This window comes from Streptosporangium vulgare, from assembly GCF_042428775.1.
Taxonomy (GTDB): Bacteria; Actinomycetota; Actinomycetes; order Streptosporangiales; family Streptosporangiaceae; genus Streptosporangium; species Streptosporangium vulgare.
Genome location: NZ_JBHMBS010000027.1, coordinates 56,521 through 76,906, shown reverse-complemented (window position 1 = coordinate 76,906; position 20,386 = coordinate 56,521). Strand labels below are relative to the sequence as shown.

Annotated in this window: 19 protein-coding genes; 8 read left to right on the top strand and 11 right to left on the bottom strand. The window is 71.1% G+C overall.

The genetic code is table 11. The annotated features are described in order from the left end of the window. Window positions 1-13 precede the first annotated feature (13 nt). The 4 genes from ACFFRH_RS35905 to ACFFRH_RS35890 all read right to left on the bottom strand — a co-directional run bounded on the left by ACFFRH_RS35905 (window position 14) and on the right by ACFFRH_RS35890 (window position 4,386). Entirely contained in the window at window positions 14-1,156 is a 1,143-nt protein-coding gene (locus ACFFRH_RS35905; protein ID WP_344743645.1) for a serine hydrolase domain-containing protein, read from the bottom strand. A 109-nt stretch (window positions 1,157-1,265) separates the two neighbouring features. Then, a complete protein-coding gene (locus tag ACFFRH_RS35900; protein ID WP_344743643.1) occupies window positions 1,266-2,879 on the bottom strand; it encodes a sensor histidine kinase in 1,614 nt (537 codons plus the stop codon). Then, entirely contained in the window at window positions 2,876-3,562 is a 687-nt protein-coding gene (locus ACFFRH_RS35895) for a response regulator transcription factor (protein ID WP_344743641.1), read from the bottom strand. The genes ACFFRH_RS35900 and ACFFRH_RS35895 overlap by 4 nt, the downstream gene beginning before the upstream one ends. Window positions 3,563-3,873: 311 nt before the next feature. After that, window positions 3,874-4,386 carry an anthrone oxygenase family protein gene (locus ACFFRH_RS35890; protein WP_344743640.1) on the bottom strand — a complete coding sequence of 171 codons (513 nt, stop codon included), beginning with the start codon at window positions 4,384-4,386 and terminating at the stop codon, window positions 3,874-3,876. A gap of 244 nt (window positions 4,387-4,630) precedes the next feature. Between ACFFRH_RS35890 and ACFFRH_RS35885 the strand changes: the two genes are divergently transcribed. Further along, a complete protein-coding gene (locus tag ACFFRH_RS35885) occupies window positions 4,631-5,614 on the top strand; it encodes an AraC family transcriptional regulator (protein ID WP_344743639.1) in 984 nt (327 codons plus the stop codon). A gap of 106 nt (window positions 5,615-5,720) precedes the next feature. Here ACFFRH_RS35885 and ACFFRH_RS35880 read toward each other — a convergent pair whose 3' ends face one another. Further along, a complete protein-coding gene (locus ACFFRH_RS35880) occupies window positions 5,721-6,650 on the bottom strand; it encodes a hypothetical protein (RefSeq protein ID WP_344743637.1) in 930 nt (309 codons plus the stop codon). Between the two features lie 467 nt (window positions 6,651-7,117). Here ACFFRH_RS35880 and ACFFRH_RS35875 point away from each other — a divergent pair, with 467 nt between their 5' ends. Further along, complete coding sequence (locus ACFFRH_RS35875; RefSeq protein WP_386161946.1) at window positions 7,118-9,022, top strand: glycoside hydrolase family 15 protein; 1,905 nt, start codon at window positions 7,118-7,120, stop codon at window positions 9,020-9,022. A gap of 588 nt (window positions 9,023-9,610) precedes the next feature. Here the strand turns inward: ACFFRH_RS35875 and ACFFRH_RS35870 are convergent. The 4 genes from ACFFRH_RS35870 to ACFFRH_RS35855 form a co-directional block, all read right to left on the bottom strand. Beyond that, window positions 9,611-9,868 (bottom strand): hypothetical protein, encoded by a 258-nt coding sequence (locus tag ACFFRH_RS35870; RefSeq protein WP_344743634.1) that lies wholly within the window; start codon window positions 9,866-9,868, stop codon window positions 9,611-9,613. 291 nt (window positions 9,869-10,159) lie between these two features. Next, window positions 10,160-10,825: a phosphatase PAP2 family protein gene (locus ACFFRH_RS35865; RefSeq protein ID WP_344743633.1), complete on the bottom strand. Its 666-nt coding sequence runs from the start codon at window positions 10,823-10,825 to the stop codon at window positions 10,160-10,162. 40 nt (window positions 10,826-10,865) lie between these two features. Then, window positions 10,866-11,570 (bottom strand): phosphatase PAP2 family protein, encoded by a 705-nt coding sequence (locus tag ACFFRH_RS35860; protein ID WP_386161945.1) that lies wholly within the window; start codon window positions 11,568-11,570, stop codon window positions 10,866-10,868. A gap of 303 nt (window positions 11,571-11,873) precedes the next feature. Then, entirely contained in the window at window positions 11,874-12,257 is a 384-nt protein-coding gene (locus ACFFRH_RS35855; RefSeq protein WP_386161943.1) for a hypothetical protein, read from the bottom strand. A gap of 185 nt (window positions 12,258-12,442) precedes the next feature. On the opposite strand from ACFFRH_RS35855, the gene ACFFRH_RS35850 reads away from it, so the two are divergent. The 5 genes from ACFFRH_RS35850 to ACFFRH_RS35830 all read left to right on the top strand — a co-directional run bounded on the left by ACFFRH_RS35850 (window position 12,443) and on the right by ACFFRH_RS35830 (window position 15,811). Beyond that, a complete protein-coding gene (locus ACFFRH_RS35850; protein ID WP_386161941.1) occupies window positions 12,443-12,913 on the top strand; it encodes a GAF domain-containing protein in 471 nt (156 codons plus the stop codon). Between the two features lie 45 nt (window positions 12,914-12,958). After that, window positions 12,959-13,666 (top strand): GAF and ANTAR domain-containing protein, encoded by a 708-nt coding sequence (locus ACFFRH_RS35845; RefSeq protein ID WP_386161939.1) that lies wholly within the window; start codon window positions 12,959-12,961, stop codon window positions 13,664-13,666. After that, a complete protein-coding gene (locus ACFFRH_RS35840; RefSeq protein WP_344747612.1) occupies window positions 13,663-14,007 on the top strand; it encodes an STAS domain-containing protein in 345 nt (114 codons plus the stop codon). Before ACFFRH_RS35845 ends, ACFFRH_RS35840 begins: the two co-directional genes overlap by 4 nt. Before the next feature lie 11 nt (window positions 14,008-14,018). Then, a complete protein-coding gene (locus ACFFRH_RS35835) occupies window positions 14,019-15,128 on the top strand; it encodes a quinone-dependent dihydroorotate dehydrogenase (protein WP_386161937.1) in 1,110 nt (369 codons plus the stop codon). 473 nt (window positions 15,129-15,601) lie between these two features. After that, window positions 15,602-15,811 carry a heavy-metal-associated domain-containing protein gene (locus tag ACFFRH_RS35830; protein WP_344747613.1) on the top strand — a complete coding sequence of 70 codons (210 nt, stop codon included), beginning with the start codon at window positions 15,602-15,604 and terminating at the stop codon, window positions 15,809-15,811. A gap of 152 nt (window positions 15,812-15,963) precedes the next feature. Here the strand turns inward: ACFFRH_RS35830 and ACFFRH_RS35825 are convergent, their stop codons facing one another. Continuing rightward, complete coding sequence (locus tag ACFFRH_RS35825) at window positions 15,964-17,604, bottom strand: beta-N-acetylhexosaminidase (RefSeq protein WP_344747614.1); 1,641 nt, start codon at window positions 17,602-17,604, stop codon at window positions 15,964-15,966. Between the two features lie 131 nt (window positions 17,605-17,735). On the opposite strand from ACFFRH_RS35825, the gene ACFFRH_RS35820 reads away from it, so the two are divergent. Further along, on the top strand, window positions 17,736-19,274 hold the full coding sequence (locus tag ACFFRH_RS35820; protein WP_386161934.1) for a N,N-dimethylformamidase beta subunit family domain-containing protein: 1,539 nt from the start codon (window positions 17,736-17,738) through the stop codon (window positions 19,272-19,274). 11 nt (window positions 19,275-19,285) lie between these two features. Here the strand turns inward: ACFFRH_RS35820 and ACFFRH_RS35815 are convergent, their stop codons facing one another. Beyond that, on the bottom strand, window positions 19,286-20,215 hold the full coding sequence (locus ACFFRH_RS35815) for an N-acetylmuramoyl-L-alanine amidase (protein WP_386161932.1): 930 nt from the start codon (window positions 20,213-20,215) through the stop codon (window positions 19,286-19,288). Between the last annotated feature and the right edge of the window lie 171 nt (window positions 20,216-20,386).

The following is a 20,386-nucleotide window of genomic DNA, read 5'->3' as shown; positions in this document are numbered from 1 at the left end:
CGTCCGGCCGCCGTCAGCGGGTTCTCACCACCTCGGCGGCCACGGCGCGGAACGCGGCCAGCGCCTCGCGCTGGTCGTGGGCCGAGGTGGAGACGGTCGACTTGACGACGACCACCCCCTGCTCGGGGGAGACGTAGATGTACTGCCCGCCGAACCCGGCGGCCATGAAGTCGCCCTGGTCGCCGTCGCCGAGCCACCAGTGCAGCCCGTAGCCGGCGTTGAAGGAGGCGGAGGGCGTGGTCGACTTCTTGACCCAGGCGCGCGGCACGACCTGGCGCCCCGCCGCCTTCCCGTCACGGAGGTAGAGCAGACCGAACCTGGCGAAGTCGCGGTCGGTGGCGTGGTAGCAGCAGTAGCCGAGGCTGTCGCCGGTGGAGTCCTTGTCGATGCGCGCCGTGGACTCCATGCCGGCGGGCTTCCAGATCTTCTTCTCCACGTACCGGTGGTACGGCGTGCCCGTGGCGCGGCTGACGACGTCGGCGAGTACGAAGGAGTTCATGCTGGTGTACTCGAACCTGCTGCCGGGCTCCCAGCCGCGCACCCGGCGCGCCGCCAGCTTCTCGACCGACTGGCCCCGGTTCACGGCCATCTGCACCTTCGGTATGTCGGAGCGCTCGTCCCAGGCGATCCCCGATGACATGCGCAGCAGGTTCCGGATGGACACCCCGTCGTAGCCGGAGCCGCGCAGTTCGGGCAGGTAGCGGGTCACCGGGTCGTCGATCGAGCGGATGTGGCCCTCCCGCAGGGCGATGCCGACTGCGGCCGACGTGAAGGACTTCGCCATCGACCAGGACTGGAACCGGGTGTTGCGGTCGGCTTCGACGTAGCGCTCGTCCACGATCTTCTGGCCGTCCAGAACGACGAAACCGTTGGTCTTCGTACGTGTGAGGAAGTCCTCCAGAGTGCGCTCGCCCCCCTCGTAGGTGTAGGTCACCGAGAGCTTCCTCGGGTCGCTCCGCAGTTTGACCGGACTCGCCGACGGCCGTATGAGGTCGAAGGCGCCCGCCTCGGCGACGGCCGGTGCGGACAGCGACGAGGCCGGTGCGAGGGAGGCCGGAGCCGTCGTGGACAGGGCGCCGGCCGGAGCCGCCAGACCGGCCAGCGTGAGTGCGGCGACCGTCGCGACGGCGGGTACTCGTAGGCGGTGGATGTTCATGTTTCCCTCCGATGGGTCCGGCGGCGGGTGAGCCGCTCGCGTACGGCGGGGAGCATGGCGCACTTCTTTGGCAGATCTCTGGCATGCCTCCGGTGGGTCTACGGCGGACTCACGGTGGGGACCGGCGGGGCTCGGCCAGCCAGGACCGGACGCCGGAGGGGCGCTCGCCGGGCCGCAGCGGGGAGCGGGCGGAGAGGGGAGCGGAGGTGGGCAGCCGCACCTCGACGCGCGTCCCGCGGCCCTGTTCGGGGTCGGTCACCGCGACCGTGCCGCCGTGCAGCGCCACCTGCTGGCGGATGAGGGTGAGGCCGAGGCCGGAACCGGGGCTGCCTGCCCGGCGGTGGAACCTGGTGAAGACGGACTCGCGTTCGGCGAGCGGTATCCCCGGTCCCGCGTCCTGGACGACGAGCACGGCGGCCTCGCCGTCGGCGGACAGCGTCACCGTGATCGTGGCACGCCCCGGCCCGTCCGGCCCGTCCGGCCCGTCCGGCCCGTCCGGGCCGTTCGCGTTGTCCGGTCTGTCGGGACGGTCTGTGCCGTCTGCGGCGTTCGCGCCGTCCGGGCGGTCCGTGCTGTCGGTGGCCTCCGTGCCGTTCGTGGCGTCCGTGCCGTGGATCGCGGCGTTGTCGAGGAGGTTGTCCACGATCATCCGGAGTCCCTCCGCCCATCCCCGTACCGGCAGGTCGGTCGCGGGGGAGAAGGTGATCGCGGCCTTCGGGTGGCGGCGCCGCGCCTCCTCGACGGCGACGGCGGTGATCTCGGCCAGGTCGGTGTCGGCGAAGGCCGCGGGCTCGACCAGCTCGCCGCGCGCCAGCCGGCGCAGCATCGTGATCAGTCGCTGGACCCGGCCGTGCTCCGCGCCCAGGTCGGTGACTATTTCGGTGCGCTCCACCGGATCCAGGCCGGGGTGGCCGAGCAACTCCAGGTTGGTGCCCATGCTGGTCAGCGGCGTCCGCAGCTCGTGCGCCACGGTGGCGGCGAAGGCGCGGGCGGTCTCCAACGCCTCGCCGGTACGCGTCACCGCCGCGTCACGCCGGTCCAGCAGGTCGTTGAGCACACCGGCCAGTTCGTCGATCTCGGTGACCCCGGAGGCGGTCGCCAGCCGCGTTCCCCTCACGGAGGACGCGCCGATGCCCCGTGCCTGGCCGCGGAGCACCGCCAGGGGGCGCACCGCGAACCTGCCGAGAGCGAGACCGGCCACGACGCCCATCCCCGCCGAGATCAGGGTGACCAGCGCCAGCCGGTCGCGGAGCACCCCGAGTTGCCGGTCGAGGTGTTCCTCGGCCTCGAACACCCACAGGCGGCCCGCGCCCCCTCGCGGGCCCAGGTCGGATGCCACGAATCGCCATTCCCGCGTGCCGTCGGCGAAGGTGGCCGGCCCCTTTCCTGCCCCGGCGGGTGTCGTGGCCGGCACCTCTCCCATGTCGAGCGGCTTGCTCCCCGGTACCTCGACGCGCATCCCACCGGGGCCGCCGGCCCCCATGGCGGCGGCCCCGGCGAGCCGTTGGGTGATGAGGTCCGGCGGTAGGCGGGGGGTCATACGGACGCGCCAGGAGTACGAGGTGGCCAGCGGCGCCAGCGCGTGTGCCCGCGTCGCCATCCGCCCGTCCCGCTCGGCGCGCAGGTCGCGGGAGACCAGGTTCAGCACGAGCAGGCCGCCCAGCAGCACCAGCAGCGGGACGAGCGCCGCCAGGCAGGCCGCGAACCGGGTGGACAGCCTCACCGTCGCCCGTCCCGCACCACGAACCCGACCCCGCGCACCGTGTGCACCAGGCGCGGCTCGCCCCCGGCCTCCAGTTTGCGCCGCAGGTAACCCACGAAGGTGTCCACGGCGTTGCCGGTCACCTCGAAGTCGTATCCCCAGACCCGCTCCAGCAGCACCGACCTGGACATCACGACACCCGCGTTGTACGCGAGGACCTCCAGCAGGTCGAACTCCCGCCGGGTCAGCTCGACCTCCCTGTCGCTCACGGTGACCCGGCGGGCGGCCGGGTCGACCGTCAGCGGGCCCACCCGGACCGTCTCACCGGCCGCGCGGCCGGCCCTGCGCAGCAGGGCACGCAGCCGCAGGACCAGCTCGCCCAGGTCGAACGGCTTGACGACGTAGTCGTCGGCGCCCGCGGCCAGTCCCGCCACCCGGTCGGCGACCTCGTCCATCGCCGACAGCATCAGCACCGGCACTTCCGTTCCGCGTGCTCGCAGGCGGGCGCACACTTCGATCCCTGACAGTCCGGGCATCGACACGTCGAGGACGATCGCGTCGGGCGCGGCGTCGCCGGCCAGTTCCAGTGCCCGCTCGCCGGAGTCCGCGGTTTCCACGCCGAAGCCCTCCAGCCGCAGGCCGCGCCGCAACGAGCGCAGGATCGCGGGGTCGTCGTCGACGGCGAGAATCCGGTACCTGGTCATCGGAGGGCTCCCGTGCGTGTCGGTGGTCAGGACGCGGGGTCAGAGACCGGCCTCCCCGAGACGCGCTGATCCGTACCGATCCGTGCCGATCCGCGCCGGATGATCGTGGGGCGGCGCCAGACGGCATCCTGGCAGAAGTTCGGACGGACAGGGGTAGACCTGGTCATGTTCCCCGGCCACCACCCGCGTGACCATGCCCCTGGTCGCCACTCGCCAGGTCACGTTCCCCGGTCGCCATTCGCCCTGTCATGCTCCCGGCCACCACCCGCGTGACCATGCCCCTGGTCGCCACCCGCGCGGTCAGGCCCCGGTCATGGCCCGTCCGGCAGGCCGGTGCGCCCGTACACGACGAGGGCCCAGGTGACGCAGCCGAAAGCGGCCACGCACGCCAGCGTGCGGATGAGGTTCCAGCGGACCCACGCCGCCTCGAACCGCTCGCGCACCGCCGCGAGGTCGGCGACGCGGTCGGGGTCCCCGGCCGCGTCGAGCGCGTTGTTGAGCGGCACGTTGATCCCCATCGTGATGACGAGCATCACCACGTACAGGACGAGCGCGGCCACGATCCAGGGCAGTACGGGCCGCCCGTCCGTCTGGAGGTGGAGTATCACGGAGAGGACGGTCAGCACCAGCGCGCCGCCGAAGCAGGCGGCGAACCAGCCGTTGAGGATCGCCACGTTGATCCGCTGCATCGCGCTGACGAAGGTCCGGTCGTCCGTACGGGCCAGACCGGGCATGACGGAGCAGGTGTAGGCGTAGAAGAGACCCGCCACGAGTCCCATCGTGATGGCCGTCGCGACCAGCGCGACGCCTCGGAACATCAACATCACATTCTCCTGGGCCGTCGGGGAGATCCCGGCGTCGGGACCGGACGTGCTCGCCGACCCGCACCGGCAGGCCGCGCGGTGAGCCGCTCCACCGCGCGGCGGCCGGTCCTGCCCGTGCCGCCGAGGACCGGTGTCGTGTCCCGCTCACGGATGTTCTCTGTCATACGACCAGTGAACCGGCCAGGGATGAGACGAGCCATGGTCGAGAAGCGCAATCCCATGTTTCAGCGTCTACATTGAGGTCGTGGACGCACTCACCGACTTCCTGGACGGTCCGAGGGCCAGGGGAGCGTTCCTGCTCCGCTCCGTCCTGGACCCGCCCTGGTCCCTGCGGATCCAGGACCGGGCGCCACTCGCCCTGACGGCCATGGTGCGGGGTGAGGCGTGGGTGATCCTCGACGACGGAGACCCGGTGCGCCTGGGGCCGGGGGATGTCGCGATCATCCTCGGCCCGGATCCCTACACGGTCGCCGACGATCCGGCCACGCCGCCCGACGTGGTGATCCATCCGGGCCAGCACTGCACCACCCTCGACGGGCGAAGCCTGGCTCAGGAGATGGACCTGGGCGTCCGCACCTGGGGCAACAGCCCCGACGGGTCAACGGTGCTCCTCACCGGCGCCTACCAGATGCGCGGGGAGATCAGCCGCCGTCTGCTGGAGGCGCTGCCCCCGCTGCTGGTCCTCCCGGAGGACGCCTGGAACTGCCCCATCATCCCGCTGCTCGGCGACGAGATCGTCAAGGACGAGCCGGGGCAGGAGGCCGTTCTCGACCGGCTGCTCGACCTGCTGCTCATCGCCGTCCTGCGGGCCTGGTTCTCCCGCCCCGAGGCCGGGGCTCCCGCCTGGTACCGCGCCCACAGCGACCCCGTGGTGGGCAAGGCCCTGCGCATGCTGCACGGCGACCCGGCGCACCCCTGGACGGTGGCCACGCTGGCCGCGAAGGCCGGTGTCTCCCGCGCCGCCCTGGCCCGCCGCTTCACCGAGTTGGTGGGCGAGCCGCCCATGACGTTCCTCACCGGCTGGCGGCTGGCCATGGCCGCCGACCTGCTGCGCGAGACCGACGCCACCGTCGGCGCGGTGGCCACGCAGGTCGGCTACGGCAGCGCGTTCGCGCTCAGCGCCGCCTTCAAGCGCGAGCGCGGCATCAGCCCCCAGGAGCACCGCGCCGGGGTTCACCGCCCTCAGCGGCCCCGGAGCGGCCATGCCGTCGGCACGCTCACGCCGTAGGTCCCGGCGGGCGTGACGGTACGGTAGCGGCCCGCCGGTCGACGCGCCCGGAGACGCTGGAGCGCCGCCGCGGCCTCGGAGCCCTGGGGTGCCGGGCGGCGGACGGTCAGAACAGCCAGTCGAGCAGGCCGCCCCGGCCGCCGCCCGAGTTGCCGTTCGACCCGGTGTCCTGGGGCGGCGGCGGTGCCGTCGTCGGCTGCTGGCTCGGGGTGGTGCTCTCCGTGGGGGCCTGGTTCGTCGGCGAGGGCTCGGGCTCGGAGGTGATCCGCGAGCTCGGGCCCGGGTCCGTCCGGGAGGTCTCCTCCTGCTCGGCCTCCTCGGAGGACGCCGTCGGACGGGTCTCCTTCTGCGGGGTGCTGCGGGTCGGCGAAGGCCGGCTGGAGGGCTCCCGGGTCCTGGGAGCCCTGGTGGGAGCGGCGGTCGTGGGTTCGTCGGCCGTGGTCGGTTCGCCGGACGGTTCCGCCGTCTCCTTCCCGGGCAGGGGCGTCGGCGTCTCCGAGGGAACCTTCGGCAGGTCGGCCACCGAGCACCGCACGCCGGGTGAGCACGTGGCGCCGGACTTCCCGTCCAGGGAGGAGGAGAGCAACCAGCCGCCCGCGACCCCCGCGATCACGACGCCGCCCACGACCGCCAGCAGGGCCCTGCTCTTGCCCCTGCTCTTGCGGCGACGCTCCTCGTAGGGATCGGGGTCCTCGCGCCAGCCCGACCCCAGGAAACCGCGTGAGGACGTCGCCTCGTCCTCCTCGTGGTAGAGGGGGCCGTCGGACGTGATGTCGGTGTCCCCTATCTCGCGACGCTCGTTGAGGTAGACCATCTCCCGGGACCCGTCGGCCCGGACGATCTCCCGGGACCCGTCGACGTGGACGATCACCTGGGACCCGTCGCCCGGGGTGAGCTCCGGAAGGTCGATCTCGCTCCATCCGTCCGACAACACGTCGCCGGCGGGACGTTCGGGTTCGTACTGCGCCGGTCCGAGGGGACCGGTCTGCTCGCGAGGATCTTCCTCGTACGGTCCTTGGATATCGTCGCGCCCCACGATGACCCTCTCTGACGTGAACCTTGGTCGGGCAACTTGATAGCAGATTCGACAGTGGCTTGTCCGAAAAGTTCACATACAGCTGGGAATAATGTGACTTATGAGGTTAGCTCGTGATTCGGTGATGGACCGCGACATTCCTCGCTGAGCGCCGGATATCCAGCCGCATCCAGCCGCATCCAGCCGCATGCGGAGGCATCCGGAGACGAGGACCGGTTCCCGTACCGGCAGGGAATCCCGTGCCGACGGGGGACGCGGGCCGACAGGCGTGGGGAGTTCGCCCGCGCCGTGACGCAGTACGGTCCCGTCGCGGGAGGAGTCGCGGGAGGAGTCGCGGAAGGAGCAGAGCGCGCGAGGACACGCCTGATCAGGCGAAAGACGTGCCTGACCCCGGTAGCCGGGGTAGGAAGTGCGCCTGACGTTCTTCTCCGTTCGAAGACGGAGGTCTCCACGCTCAAGGAGGGCCGATGACACCGAATCCGACGGCGGACGTGCTGCCCGGACCCTCCCCCTTCCCGCCCATCGCCGACTACGGGTTCCTGTCCGACTGCGAGACCACCGCGCTGGTCGCCCCGAGCGGGAACGTCGAGTGGCTCTGCCTGCCCCGGATGGACTCTCCCAGCGTCTTCGCCGCACTCCTCGACCGGGGCGCGGGGGGCTTCCGGGTCGGCCCCGCCGACCTGAGAGTGCCCGCGGCGCGCCGCTACCTGCCGGGCACCATGGTCCTGGAGACGAGCTGGGGCACCCCCACCGGCTGGATCATCGTGCGTGACGTGCTGCTCATGGGACCCTGGCACCACGACGAGGACGAGCTCTCCCATACGCACAGGAGGGCGCCGACCGACTACGACGCCTCCCATGTGCTGCTCCGCACGGTGCGGTGCGTCAGCGGGGAGATGCAGATCACGCTCGACTGCGAGCCGATCTTCGACTACGGGCGCAAGTCCGCCCGCTGGGAGTACACCGACAGGGGCTACCAGCAGGGGGTCGCGACGGCGGAGGGGGAGAGCCTGGAGCTGCGGCTCACCACCGACATGCGGCTGGGGTTCGAGGGCGGGCGCGCGATGGCTCGTACCCTCCTCAAGGAGGGGGACACGCGCTTCTGCGCGCTGTCGTGGACCATGCACGAGCCGCCGTACACCTTCCAGGACGCCTACCACCGGCTCGTGTGGACCGCCCACCACTGGCAGCACTGGCTCGCCAGAGGCGCCTTCCCCGACCACCCCTGGCGGAGGTATCTGGAGCGCAGCGCCCTCACTCTCAAGGGCCTCACCTTCGCCCCCACGGGTGCCCTCATCGCGGCGGCGACCACCTCCCTGCCCGAGACCCCGCGCGGCGACCGCAACTGGGACTACCGCTACGCCTGGGTCAGGGACTCGACCTTCGCCCTCTGGGGCCTGTACACGCTGGGCTTCGACTGGGAGGCCGACGACTTCTTCTGGTTCATCGCCGACGTGGCGGAACGGGACGAGGAACTCCAGGTCATGTACGGCATCGACGGCGAACGAGAGCTGGACGAGTACGTTCTCGACCATCTCTCCGGGTACGAGGGAGCCAAGCCCGTCAGGGTCGGCAACGCCGCCTACCGGCACCGTCAGAACGACGTCTGGGGCGCGGTCCTCGACTCCTTCTACATCCACACCCGCTCGCGGGACCGTCTGGACGAGCGGATCTGGCCCATCCTGAAGCGGCAGGTCGAGTCCGTCATCAGGCACTGGCGGGAGCCCGACCGTGGCATCTGGGAGGTACGCGGCGAGCCCCGGCACTTCACCTCCTCGAAGGTCATGTGCTGGGTGGCGGCCGACAGGGGCGCGAGGCTCGCCCGGCTCAGGGAGGAGCCGGAACTCGCCGAGCGCTGGCAGGTGGTCGCCGACGAGATCCACGCCGACGTGTGCGCCCACGGCGTCAGCGAGCGCGGGGTCTTCAAACAGCACTACGACACCGACGTCCTCGACGCGTCGCTCCTGCTCATCCCGCTGGTGCGCTTCCTGCCGCCCGACGACCCCAGGGTCCGCGCCACCGTGCTGGCCATCGCCGACGAGCTGACCGTCGACGAGCTGGTCCGGCGCTACGAGACGAAGAGCACGGACGACGGCCTGAACGGGGAGGAGGGCACCTTCGCGATCTGCTCGTTCTGGCTCGTCTCGGCACTGACGGAGATCAGGGAGCACATCCGTGCCCGCAGGCTCTGCGAGAGGGTCCTCTCCTTCGCCAGCGCCCTCGGCCTCTACGCGGAGGAGATCGACCCGGTGACCGGACGCCACCTCGGCAACTTCCCCCAGGCGTTCACCCACCTGGCGCTCATCAACGCGGTCATCCACATCATCCGCGCGGAGAGCGAGCAGACGCCCCCGACCAGCTGGCCGTCATGATCTCGTACTCTCTCCCGGGCCCACCGTGCTCCCCGCGCGGTTCCTCACGTACGTCGGCGTGCGAGACCACCCGGATGCCTGACTAGGCTTTCCGTCATGAACCGTCGAGTGATTGCCATAGTGGTACTCGTCGGCCTGCTCGCGACGAGTGGTCTGTCCGTGGTGCTGGCCTGGGGACTGAGCGGCTGAGCACCGCCGCGCGATGTCGCGGTGATGTCGCGGGCCTGAGGCCGGTCCCGGGAGTGCGCCGGGACCCCGGAGGCGGGAAACGACCCGAGAGACGCGCCGGGACCCGAGAGAGCGCCTGAGCGGCGGAGCGACTGGTCGGGGAGTGGGGCCGGGCGTGCGGGGGCGGCCGGAGAGCTCCGGGAATCGGACGACCGAAGAGGGATGATCAAAGAGACGTACCCGGATCCAGAGGGTGGATGACCGTGGAGGCGTCCGGATCCGTGACAGCGGTTGATCGGCGAATATGACCCGATCAGTCAGAGGGGACGACCCGCGAGAGCCCGGTGGCGGCGCGCGGTCGTGGGGGAGCCGAGCCGTCGCGTACGCCCCCCGACGTCGCGACCGCTCCCCGGGGTGCCGCTAGGCGACCACCATCGAGTTCTGGCCCGCGGGGGCGCTCTGCTGCTGGGGGTGGGTGGGCTGCCGGTGCGAGACGGGCTGCTCCACGACGGGCTGGGGCTGCTGCTGGGTGACCTGCTCCACGGGGGCCTGCTCCGCGGGGCAGGTGCAGTAGCCGTTGGTCAGGATCAGACGCCCTCGCTGCGCGGTGTAGGTGCGAGAGTCGGTGGCGAGGAGAACGCCCGAACATTTATGGCAGACGACGGATTGGCGATCCATGGGCCGGCTTCCTTCCTTGGGGTAGCCGTCGAACGTCTCTCGGTCCGGCCGGCTGGCTGCTCGTGCCCCGAAAGGAAGACTTGAATCTCCCCGACGAGGGTTCCATCTTACTTCGTAGCGCATTGTGATCTTTGAGACACGCGAGGTGACAGTTGTGAAGCTTGGTGGTGCTGCTTCACAACGGTCTCATGTGAAGCGACCCGGCGGGTGGTGAATGTCCCTCTCTCGCCCCCGCCGGTCCTCGTTCCGGCGATCTCCGCCACCCCGGATCCCCGGTGCGGGCGGGGGTCGCTACGTGCTCAGAACTTTTTTCTTTTTTTCCGTGATCACCGACCGGAACAGCAGCGCGTTGGCCGCCACCGCGATGCAGACCACGCCGAGCAGGAAACCCCAGCTCACGTCGCTCAGGTGGTGCATGCCGCGATACATGCGCGAGAAGGCGATGCCCAGGGGGATGCCGAGGCCGATCACCCACCAGAGCACGTTCAGGATCTTGTAGCGATGGGTGTGGACGGTCAGCACCAGGGCGACGCCGCAGTAGAAGGCGACCGCGGCGCTGGTGTGCCCCGAGGGGAAGCTGGAGGTGGGCGGAGCGGGGTCGAGGTGCTCGACGGCGGGTCGCTTGCGCTGGGCGAAGACGGTCGCCAGCAGGAAGATCGCCGACTGTGAGAAGACCGCCAGCGCGAGGAAGATCGACTCGTTCCAGCGCTTGAAGGCGAGCCGGAAGGCGATGACCAGCAACGCGGTGGCAGTGATGATCACCGGTGTGTCGGACAGGCCCGACACCACGTCGGTGATCGAACTCCAGTAGGCCGTACGGTCTCCGGCCAGCTGCGCGTTGACCCCCTCGTCGTTCGCGATGAGGGTCGTCGTCTGCAGGACCTTGGTGATGAGGAGCCCGACGCCGATCGTCAGTACGGCCATGATGGCCAGTGGCGCCAGGATGAGGCGCGTCACGCCTTTGAAATCCACCGACATTTTCGACATGGCGCGCCAGCTACCCCGAATGACCTTCTCGGAACGCCTCGGGTTCGACGCCTTCCATGTGCGGTTCGGCGGGCCTGCGGCCCTCTCCCCGGCGCCAGGTCTCGAACCCCGCCGCCGCCCCCACCACGACCACGATGCCCAGCGCGACCCCCGCGATCACGTCACTGGTCCAGTGGACGCCGAGCGCCACCCGGCTGTACGCGACGAACACCATGATGACCGCCGCGACGGCCCAGACGGCGATCCGCGAGGCCGGGCTCCGCAGGAAGGGCAGCAGGATGAGCACGAGGATGCACACCCCCAGCGCCGCTCCCATCGCGTGCCCCGAGGGGAAGGACGCGCCCGGCGCCCAGGCCACCGGATTCGGCAGGTCGGGCCTGGCGCGGTCGACGATCCCCTTGACGGCGAGGTTCAGCAGGCCGCCGAAGGTGATCGTGGCGACCGCCCAGATCGCCAGGCGCGGCGCGCCCCGGCGCCAGAGCCAGACGGCGGTCAGCACCACCAGGACACGCCACGTCCAGGGGCCGAACACCTCGGTCGCCACGTTGAGGAAGGCGGTGTAGCCGGGGTTCTCCAGCGCGTGGGCGTGCAGGCTCAGCGCGATGCTCTCGTCGAGACTCGTGAGCGGGGTGGAAGAGGTCCTCACGAGCACGAGCAGGATCACGAACGGCACGGTGAAGATCGCCACTGCCGCCATCGCCATCGTCAGGCGCACACCCAGCCGCAGGTCAGCGGCATGATCATTGGAATTTCTGTGAGGTGGAGGTTTACCCTCGACAAATCTGACCATCGTTCATGGCTACCCGATCCCTCGCGAATATTCCCCGCACGATATGCGAGGGACCGGGTCGGCAGCCCTCCGGGGGCGTGGAATCCACGGGTACGGAGGCCGTGAACCCCCCGAATTCACGGGGGCGGAGGCCACGAACCCCCGGAGTCCACGGGTACGAAGGCCGTGCCCCCGAGCCCCGGGCCGCGCCCCCGAGCCCCGGGCCGCGTCCTCTCGGACCGCTTCCTCTCAGGCCGCGTGCCGGGGTTCGCGGCGGGTCGTCCAGCGCAGGACGTCGCAGTGCCGCCGCTCGGCCTCGGCGAGCGCCGCGTCGTCCGTGTAGGCGTCGAGGACGGCCCGCAGCCACGGCATCTGCTCGGTGACGTCGTCCCACGCCTGGGAGGGGTCGTCGAGGCCCAGCTCGATCAGCGCGTCCAGGTGCGCGGCGTAGGCCGTCCACCACTGGCGGCTCAGTTCGGAGAGGAACCCGCCCAGTCCGCCGAACTCCCGCTCGATCTCCTCGTCCCACCAGACCGGGACGGTGACGTCACCGGTCTCGGCGAGGTCGCGGAGCACGAGGTTAGCCAGGGTGCGGCGGCGCCGGGCGATGGCCGAACGTGACAAGATGCTCATAAAGCCCACCCTGCCAATCGTCGTTTGCCGAATGCTTAACGATGTATTGACGGTGATGTCCGGCCTTGGCCGCACGGCCGAGGGGGGAACGGCTTGGCCGGAGTCGCCGGGCAGCACTAGGCTCTGCTCCGCAGATCATTCCGCCTTGTGTCCGCGGAGCTACCTCGACATGGAGGAAGCCCGCCATGACCCAGGTCCTTGAATTCTCCCGGCTCGTCGACCGTACCCTGAGCGCCCTCGCCGATGTCCTCGGCTCCGACGGGGCCGCACTCATGTTGATAGACGACCACGACCGGTTGCGCGCGGTCGCGGGTTCCGACGAGCAGGGCCGGCGCCTGGAGCTGATCCAGGAGCAGATCGGGGCCGGCCCGGCCATCGAGACCCTCACCCGGGGCGCGGACGTCACGGTCGACGACCTGAGGGCGGCCAGACCCTTCGGGTTCCCCGGGGTGGCCGCGCGGGTCTCGGACGTCCGGGCGGTGCTCTCCGTGCCTCTGCGAGCGGAGGAGCGGTTGATCGGCATCCTTAATTTCTACGACCGGACGAGCCATGAATGGCAGCCCGCGAAAGTCCGGACGGGAGAACGCCTCGGCGAGCTCATGGTGATGGTCCTCCAGACCATGGCTCATAGAACTCCTCTTCCAGGGAAGCCGTAGTGTGCACGTCAAGTAACCAGGTCGACGCTGAAAGGCGCCACACGTATGACTCACATTGATCCGGAAGCGCTGGTCGCGAGCCTGAGAAGGCTTCAGACGACCTCGTCCACCACAGGCATAGTTCATCAGTTGGAGCGTGCCGTGGATGTGGTGAACTCGCTGTTCGGATATGCGGGTGCGGGACTGATGTTTGCCGAAGAAGGTAAAGATCTCCGCTATTTGGTCGCCACCGATGAACGGGGGCGCAGCCTTGAGGGCGCACAACTTCATCTCGGTCAGGGACCGTGCGTTTCCGCGTACGAGGAGAATTCCGCGGTGACCTCAAGCGATGTGCGTGTCGACCCGCGCTGGCCGAAGCTCGCCGATCGGCTGCACCCGGAGGTGCGGGCGGTGGCCGGGGTGCCGGTGCGTCTTGGAGGCGAGCCGGTGGGCACGCTGAACGTCTATCAGGCCGGTTTCTACGAGTGGGACGACTCGGACGTCCAGGCGCTCTACGGTTACGCGGACGTGATCGAGCAGCTTCTCACCGCCGCGATGGCCGCCGAGGAGAAGAGCGCCCTGGCCGACCAGCTCCAGTACGCCCTCGACTACCGCGTGGTGATCGAGCGGGCGATCGGTTACCTGATGGGCAAGCACGACCTCACCGCCACCCAGGCCTTCACCGGCCTGCGCAAGCAGGCCCGCGACACCCGCCGCCGTGTAGCCGACCTGGCGGCCGAGGTGCTCGGTGAGGGGGCGGGCGAAATACGGTGATCCTGCTCACGTCGCCTGAGCCGGCCGAGGACAGGGTCGAGATCACCGTTCGCGGTGATCTCGACGCCGTCAAGGGCGCCGAACTGCGGCGTGTTCTCGGAGGGCTCACCGCGGCGACGGTCGAACTCGACCTGGACCAGGTGGTCTTCATCGACTGCGCGGGCGCGCGGACCCTGCTCAGGGCCGACGAGCACCTGCGCGGCCTCGGCCAAGAGATGGTCATCGTGCGGCCTTCGGGCCCGGTACTCCGCCTGCTGCGGCTGCTGGGATTCGACAGTCATCTCCTGATCAGGTACCCCGGAGGCGCGGTCGGCGCGAGCCGCACCCCACCGGGGCACTAACCTGATCGGTGATGTATCGATTCGTCTTCTCGCAGGTCCTCAGCCGCCTCGACCCCGAGGACGCGCACCACATGGCGGTGCGCGCTCTCCGCGTCCTCTCGGTGACCCCCGTGGTCAGGCGGCTGGTCCACCGCCGCCTCGCGCCACGTGACCCCGCGCTGCGCGTGCAGGCCTTCGGCGTGCACTTCTCCGGCCCGTTCGGGCTGGCGGCCGGTTTCGACAAGGACGCCGGCTGTGTCGAGGCCGTGTCCGCGCTCGGTTTCGGCCACGTCGAGGTCGGTACGATCACGGCCCATGCCCAGCCGGGCAACGCCAGGCCCCGGATGTTCCGTCTCGTGAGAAACCGGGCGATCATCAACCGGATGGGCTTCAACAACGCGGGCGCGTCCGCCGCGGCCCGGTCGCTGGCCAGGCCCCGGGGCGTCCCCGCGATCGTCGGCGTCAACATCGGCAAGACGAAGGTCGTGCCCGAGTCGGGGGCCGTCGCCGACTACGTGGCCAGCGCCAGGGAGCTCGCCCCCCTGGCCGACTACCTGGTCGTCAACGTCAGCTCACCCAACACCCCCGGCCTGCGCGACCTCCAGGCCGTGGAGCTGCTGGGCCCGCTGCTGCGCGCGGTGAAGGAGGTCGCCGACGCCACGCCCAAGCGCACCCCGCTGCTGGTCAAGATCGCTCCCGACCTGGCGGACGCCGACGTGGACGCGGTCGCGGACCTGGCCCTGGATCTCGGACTCGACGGCATCATCGCCACCAACACCACGATCGGCAGGCAGGCGCTGGCCGAGGCGGAGCCCGCGGGCCGTGACCACGGCCACGAGAGCGGCGGCCTGTCGGGGCGCCCGCTGAAGGCCCGGTCCCTGGAGGTCCTGCGCAGGCTTCGCGCCCGGGTGGGCGATCGTCTGGTGCTCGTCTCCGTCGGTGGCGTCGAGGACGTGGACGACGTCTGGGAGCGCCTGCTCGCCGGGGCCACGCTCGTCCAGGGCTACAGCGCGTTGATCTACGAGGGGCCCCTCTGGGCGTACCGCGTGAACCGCGACCTCTCCCGCCGCCTCCGCCGTCACGGCGTGGTCGACCTCCGCCAGATCATCGGCCGTACCGCGAGCCGGAGCACCGCGACCTGACCCGGTCCCGGTACGGGTCGGCCCGACCTGGCTTGGTACGGCCCCGGCCCGGTCGTGCCGAGACCCGGCGCGAAGCGGCACGACACGGCCCGGCACGATCTGACCCGGCCGCGGATCGGCCCGAGACCTGATCACGGACCGATCAGAGGCCGATCAGAGGCCGATCCTGGCCTGATCACGACCTGATCCGCTCGCGCGGTGATCCGGTCGCGGATCGGCCCTGTCCACGGCCTGGTCCTGTCCACGGCCCGCGCGGGCCGTGGCCTGGTCCGGCCCGTTTCCCACGCGGGTCGTCGCCCGATCCCAGCCCAGCCGATCCCAGCCCGATCCCGGTCCAGCCTGATTCGGTCATGGCGCGGTCGGAATCATCGCGGTCCGAACCTTTGCGGCGGGTCCCGATCCGTCACCCCATCGGGCCGGAAGGCGGCCGACGGTATACCCTGGGTGGGTAACCTCAGGACATGGGAGGCACGATGAGCACGACCACATACACCGTCACCGGTATGACCTGCGGCCACTGTGTGAGCTCGGTCAAGGAGGAGGTCGGTGAGGTCCCGGGTGTCACCGGTGTCGACGTCGACCTCGAGACCGGCAGGGTCGACGTCTCGGGAGACTCCTTCGACGACGCGGCCGTCCGCGCCGCCGTCAAGGAGGCGGGCTACGAGGTCCTCGCCGGACGGTGAGGATGCCTGACGGTGAGGACGGCCAACGATGAGGATGTGGGCGAACGCCTCCCGTGGGATCTGGCTCGTCGCCTGACAGGGGGCCTCCACAGCTCGCCGGCTCGCCCCGTCCATCCGTGTCCTCCCGGCCCCCGAGGGGGCCGGGAGGCCGGTCACATGCTGGGACGGGTCGAGTCGGCCTCGTGGGTCATCTCCTCCAGGTGCTTCATGACCTCGTCCACCTTGACGGCCCCCGGGCGGTGGCGCCGGTGGCCGGCCCCGCCCAGCTGCCAGGGACGCGGGCCGGTCAGCGGCCGGTACTCGACGCCGAGCGCGTCGAGGCGGCCCAGGTGCGTCTCCAGCCGGGCGTCGAACCCGTTCCCGGCCGAGCCCGACCAGGCGACCTCGGCCAGGGCGCATCCCCGGGGCCAGGCGCGGTAGTCCACCGCGCGCCCGTCGGGCAGCCGCTCGCTCCACAGCTGGAACTGCGCCCCGAGCACGTGCTCCCGCTCCCCGTCCGTCCACGACTCCGGCGCCGGGACGAAGGCCGCGACGTCCGAGACGGTGATCGCGTCGCCGATCGCCACGGGCTCCTCCTCGGAGGAGGCCTCGGCGTAGTCGAAGTACAGCGGGAAGACCGGCGTCTGCACCACGTCGTGCCCGGCGGCGGCGGCGCGCCTGGCCACCCCCTGCCCGCGCCAGGGCATCACGATCGTGTCGGGCCTGAGCCTGCCGCTGACGAACGCCTCGTCCCACACCACCGCCCTGCTGCCGCGCTCGGCCAGCGCGTCCGCCAGCCGGCGCAGGAACCAGGCGTGCAGGTCGCTCACGCTCCCCAGCCCCAGCTCCGCCTGGAACGCGACGATCTCGGGGGAGGCGGCCCAGTCGTCGAGCACGCACTCGTCCCCGCCGATGTGGACGTACGGGGTCTCGCCCAGCGCCCCGGTGATCTCCTCGATCACGCCGGTCAGGAAGTCGACCGTCTCCGGCAGCGGGGACAGGATCGCCGGGGAGATGCCCCAGCGGTCCAGCACGGTGAAGGGTTCGGGCCGGCGCCCGCCGGTGGCGCGGGCGTCGAACTCGGGGTAGGCGGCGAGGATCGCCGAGGCGTGTCCCGGTACGTCGATCTCGGGCACGACCGTCACGGCGCGGGCCCGCGCGTAGGCGCCGATCTCGGCGAGGTCCTCCAGCGTGTAGTAGCCGCCGTGCGGCACCTCGTCGAAGGTCGGCTCCTCCCGGTAGTAACTGGTGATCGTACGCGGGCGGTGCGCGCCCACCTCGTGCAGCCGGGGGTGCCGGAGGCTCTCGACCCGCCACCCCTGGTCGTCCACCAGGTGCAGGTGGAGGCGGTTCAGCTTGTGGGCCGCCATGATGTCGACCATCCTGAACACCTCGCGCTTGGGCATGAAGTGCCGCGCCACGTCCAGATGCACCCCGCGCCAGGAGAACCGGGGCGCGTCCCGCACCCGGCCGAGGGGAACGCTCCAGCTCGCCCCGGTGGCGGCCACCGCGCGGAACGCCGCCGCGGGCAGCAGCTGCCGCAGCGTCTGGCCCGCGTAGAAGGCCCCGGCCCGGTCTCCGGCCGCGATGCGCACGCCCCCGTCCGTCACGTCCAGGACGTACGACTCGGCGCCGAGCGAGGCGTCGGGCTCCACCGTGATCGTCCCCCCCTCACCGGGGCGCGGGTCGAGCACGGCGAGCGCCAGGCGTACGGCGTCCACCAGCTCGGCGGGACCGGAGACGACGGCTCCGTGGGGAAGGCCGAGAAAACCGCCGGCAGGGGTGGACGCGGAGGGAAGCGGCAGGAGATCCATGGTTTAAATCATGCCAAACCGCCAGAGAAATAAGCCCTTTACCTTCGCGACCCCGGACACGGAACCAAGAACCGCCCAAGTACCGCGCGGGAGAGCCCGAGGAGGCCCCTCGCGCGGACATGCTGCTGCTCATGTTCCAAGCGTCCAGGCACCCGGCCCGCACACCGCTCGCGGCCCTGGTGGCGATACCGGCGGCGATCATGCTGGTCGCCGGGTGTTCGGCCACCATCGAGGACCCCGTCACCCCGCCCTCGCCCACTCCCACGGCGTCCTCCTCCGCGGTGCGGAGCGCCGAGGGGGCGGGCACCACCGTGGCGGAGAACGCCAAGGAGGGCGATCCCGGCTGGCGGCTGCGCCGGCGCGGCGCCGAGCACGAGATCGAGGGCTTCGCCGACCGGGTGAGCGTGCTGCCCGGAGAGCGTTTCCGGCTGTACGTCTCGACCACCGCCGACCGCTACACCGCCAGGGCCTTCCGGATGGGCTGGTACGGCGGAGCGGGGGCCAGGCAGGTCTGGCGGGAGTCCGGGCTGCCCGGCAGGAGGCAGGCGCCGCCCAGGACGATCGCCGCCACCGGGACGGTGACCGCCGCCCACTGGAGACCCGGCCCCGAGGTGGACACCTCGGGCTGGCCCGAGGGCTCCTACCTGATCCGGCTGGACGCCGCCACCGGGGGACGGCGCTACGTCCCCCTCACCGTCAGGTCGGCCTCCACCCGGGGACGCCTGGTCGTCGTCAACGCCGTCACCACCTGGCAGGCGTACAACGACTGGGGCGGCCGCAGCCTCTACCGGGGGCCCGGCGGCTTTGGGGACAGGTCCCGGGCGGTCAGCTTCGACCGCCCGTACGACGCCTCGGGGGCGCGGCTCTTCCTGGACATGGAACGCGACGCCATCGAGCTCGCCGAGCGTCGTGGCGTACCGCTCGCCTACGTCACGAGCCTGGACCTGGACCGCGACCCGCACATCCTCGACGGGGCGAGGGGCCTGGTGTCACTGGGGCACGACGAGTACTGGTCGGCGGGCATGCGCCGCACCGTCGAGGCCGCCCGGGACCGCGGCACCAACCTCGCCTTCCTGGGCGCCAACGCCGTCTACTGGCGGGTCAGGTTCGCCGCTACGCGCCTGGGCCCGCGCCGCCTGGTCGTCTGCCACAAGGACGCCGCGGAGGACCCGGGGACGGTCCTGTGGCGCGCCACCGGCAGGCCGGAGAACTCGCTGACCGGCCCGATGTACGACTGCTTCCCCTCCGAGTCCGCCTACGTGGTCAGACGCCCCGGAAACTGGATCTTCAAGGGGACCGGGGTGCGGCGCGGCACCACCTTCCCCGGGATGGTGGGCGTGGAGACCGACAGGGTCGGCGCGGACGTGCCGCGCCCGATGGAGGTCCTGTCGGTGTCCCCGGTGAACTGCGGAGGCCGCGCCACGGTCGCGCACAGCGCCTACTACACCGTGCCGAGCGGCGCCGCGGTGTTCAGCTCGGGCACGATGCGCTGGGTGTGCGCCATGCGGGGCGCCCGCTGCGGCCACGGCGTCACGGCACGGGCCGGGGCCTTCGTCCGCAGGGCGACGGGGAACATCCTGCGGGCCTTCGCCGCGGGCCCGGCCGCGCGCCGCCATCCGGCCCGCGACAACCTCGAACCCCTGGGCCTGGCCGGCCCGCCGGGCCGCTGACGCGCGGGGTCCTACCGGCTCAGGTACTGCTGCAGCCCGTTCGCCAGGGAGAGCGCGATCTTCTGCCGGAACGCCGGCTGCTGGAACTTGGCCGCCTCGGCCGGGTTCTTCATGTTGCCGGACTCGACGAAGATCTTGGGAACCGTGGAGAGGTTCAGGCCGCCGAGGTCGTCGCGGTAGTCGAGGGCGTCCTTGCCGATGTAGGTGGAGTACGACAGGCCGGTGCCGCGCCTGAAGGCGTTCCGTACGTCCAGGCCGAGCTTCTTGGAGGCCGCGACCACCGGGTCGACCGGGCCGCCGATCTTCTCCGGCATGATCACGTGGAAGCCGTGGTTGGCGGTGCTCGACCCGTCGGCGTGGACCGAGATCGCCGCGTCCGCCTTCGCCCTGTTGCCGATCGCGGCCCGCTGGGTGATGCACGGCCCGACGCCGGAGTTGCCGTCGCGGGTCAGCTTCACCGTCGCGCCGCGGCTTTTGAGGATCTTGGCCAGGCGCTGGGAGACGTCCCAGGTGAAGGCCGCCTCGCTGTAGCCGTTCGCGGTGGCGGTGCCCGTGGTGTCACAGGCCTTCCACTGCGTCAGGACGTTGACCTTCTTGTTGATCTCCGCGGGGTGGCGGTAGTTCTGACCGTTGTGGCCGGGGTCGATGACCACGACCTTGCCGTTGAGCGGCTCGCGACCCTCGCCGCTCCGCCCGGTGGCGGGGGTCGCGGCGGGATCGCCGGCCGCGCCGGCCGCCGGGCCGCTCAGGGCGTCGGCCGCGCCACCCGAGGCCGCGCCGTCGGAGGCCGCGCCACCGGAGGTCGCGGCCGTGCCCGCCGCGGGAGGGACGGGTCCGCGCTCTCGCGCGAGGTCCGCGCCCGCGGTGGTTCCGCCGCAGGCGGCGACGCCGAGCCCGCACAGGACAAGGGTCGTCGCGAGTGCTCTACCGGTCACGCTCATCGCCCCCAAGGAAGTCGTCGACCACCCAACCTACGTGGCTTGAGGGCGTGACTCGGCCGTTGTCGCGATATGTGCCGGACCGTCACGAAGCGTGACGCGCTTTCCCGCCCGGACGTGCTTTTTCATGGGCGCGCTTTCCCGCCCGGACGTGCTTTCCCGTCGCGGGAGGCG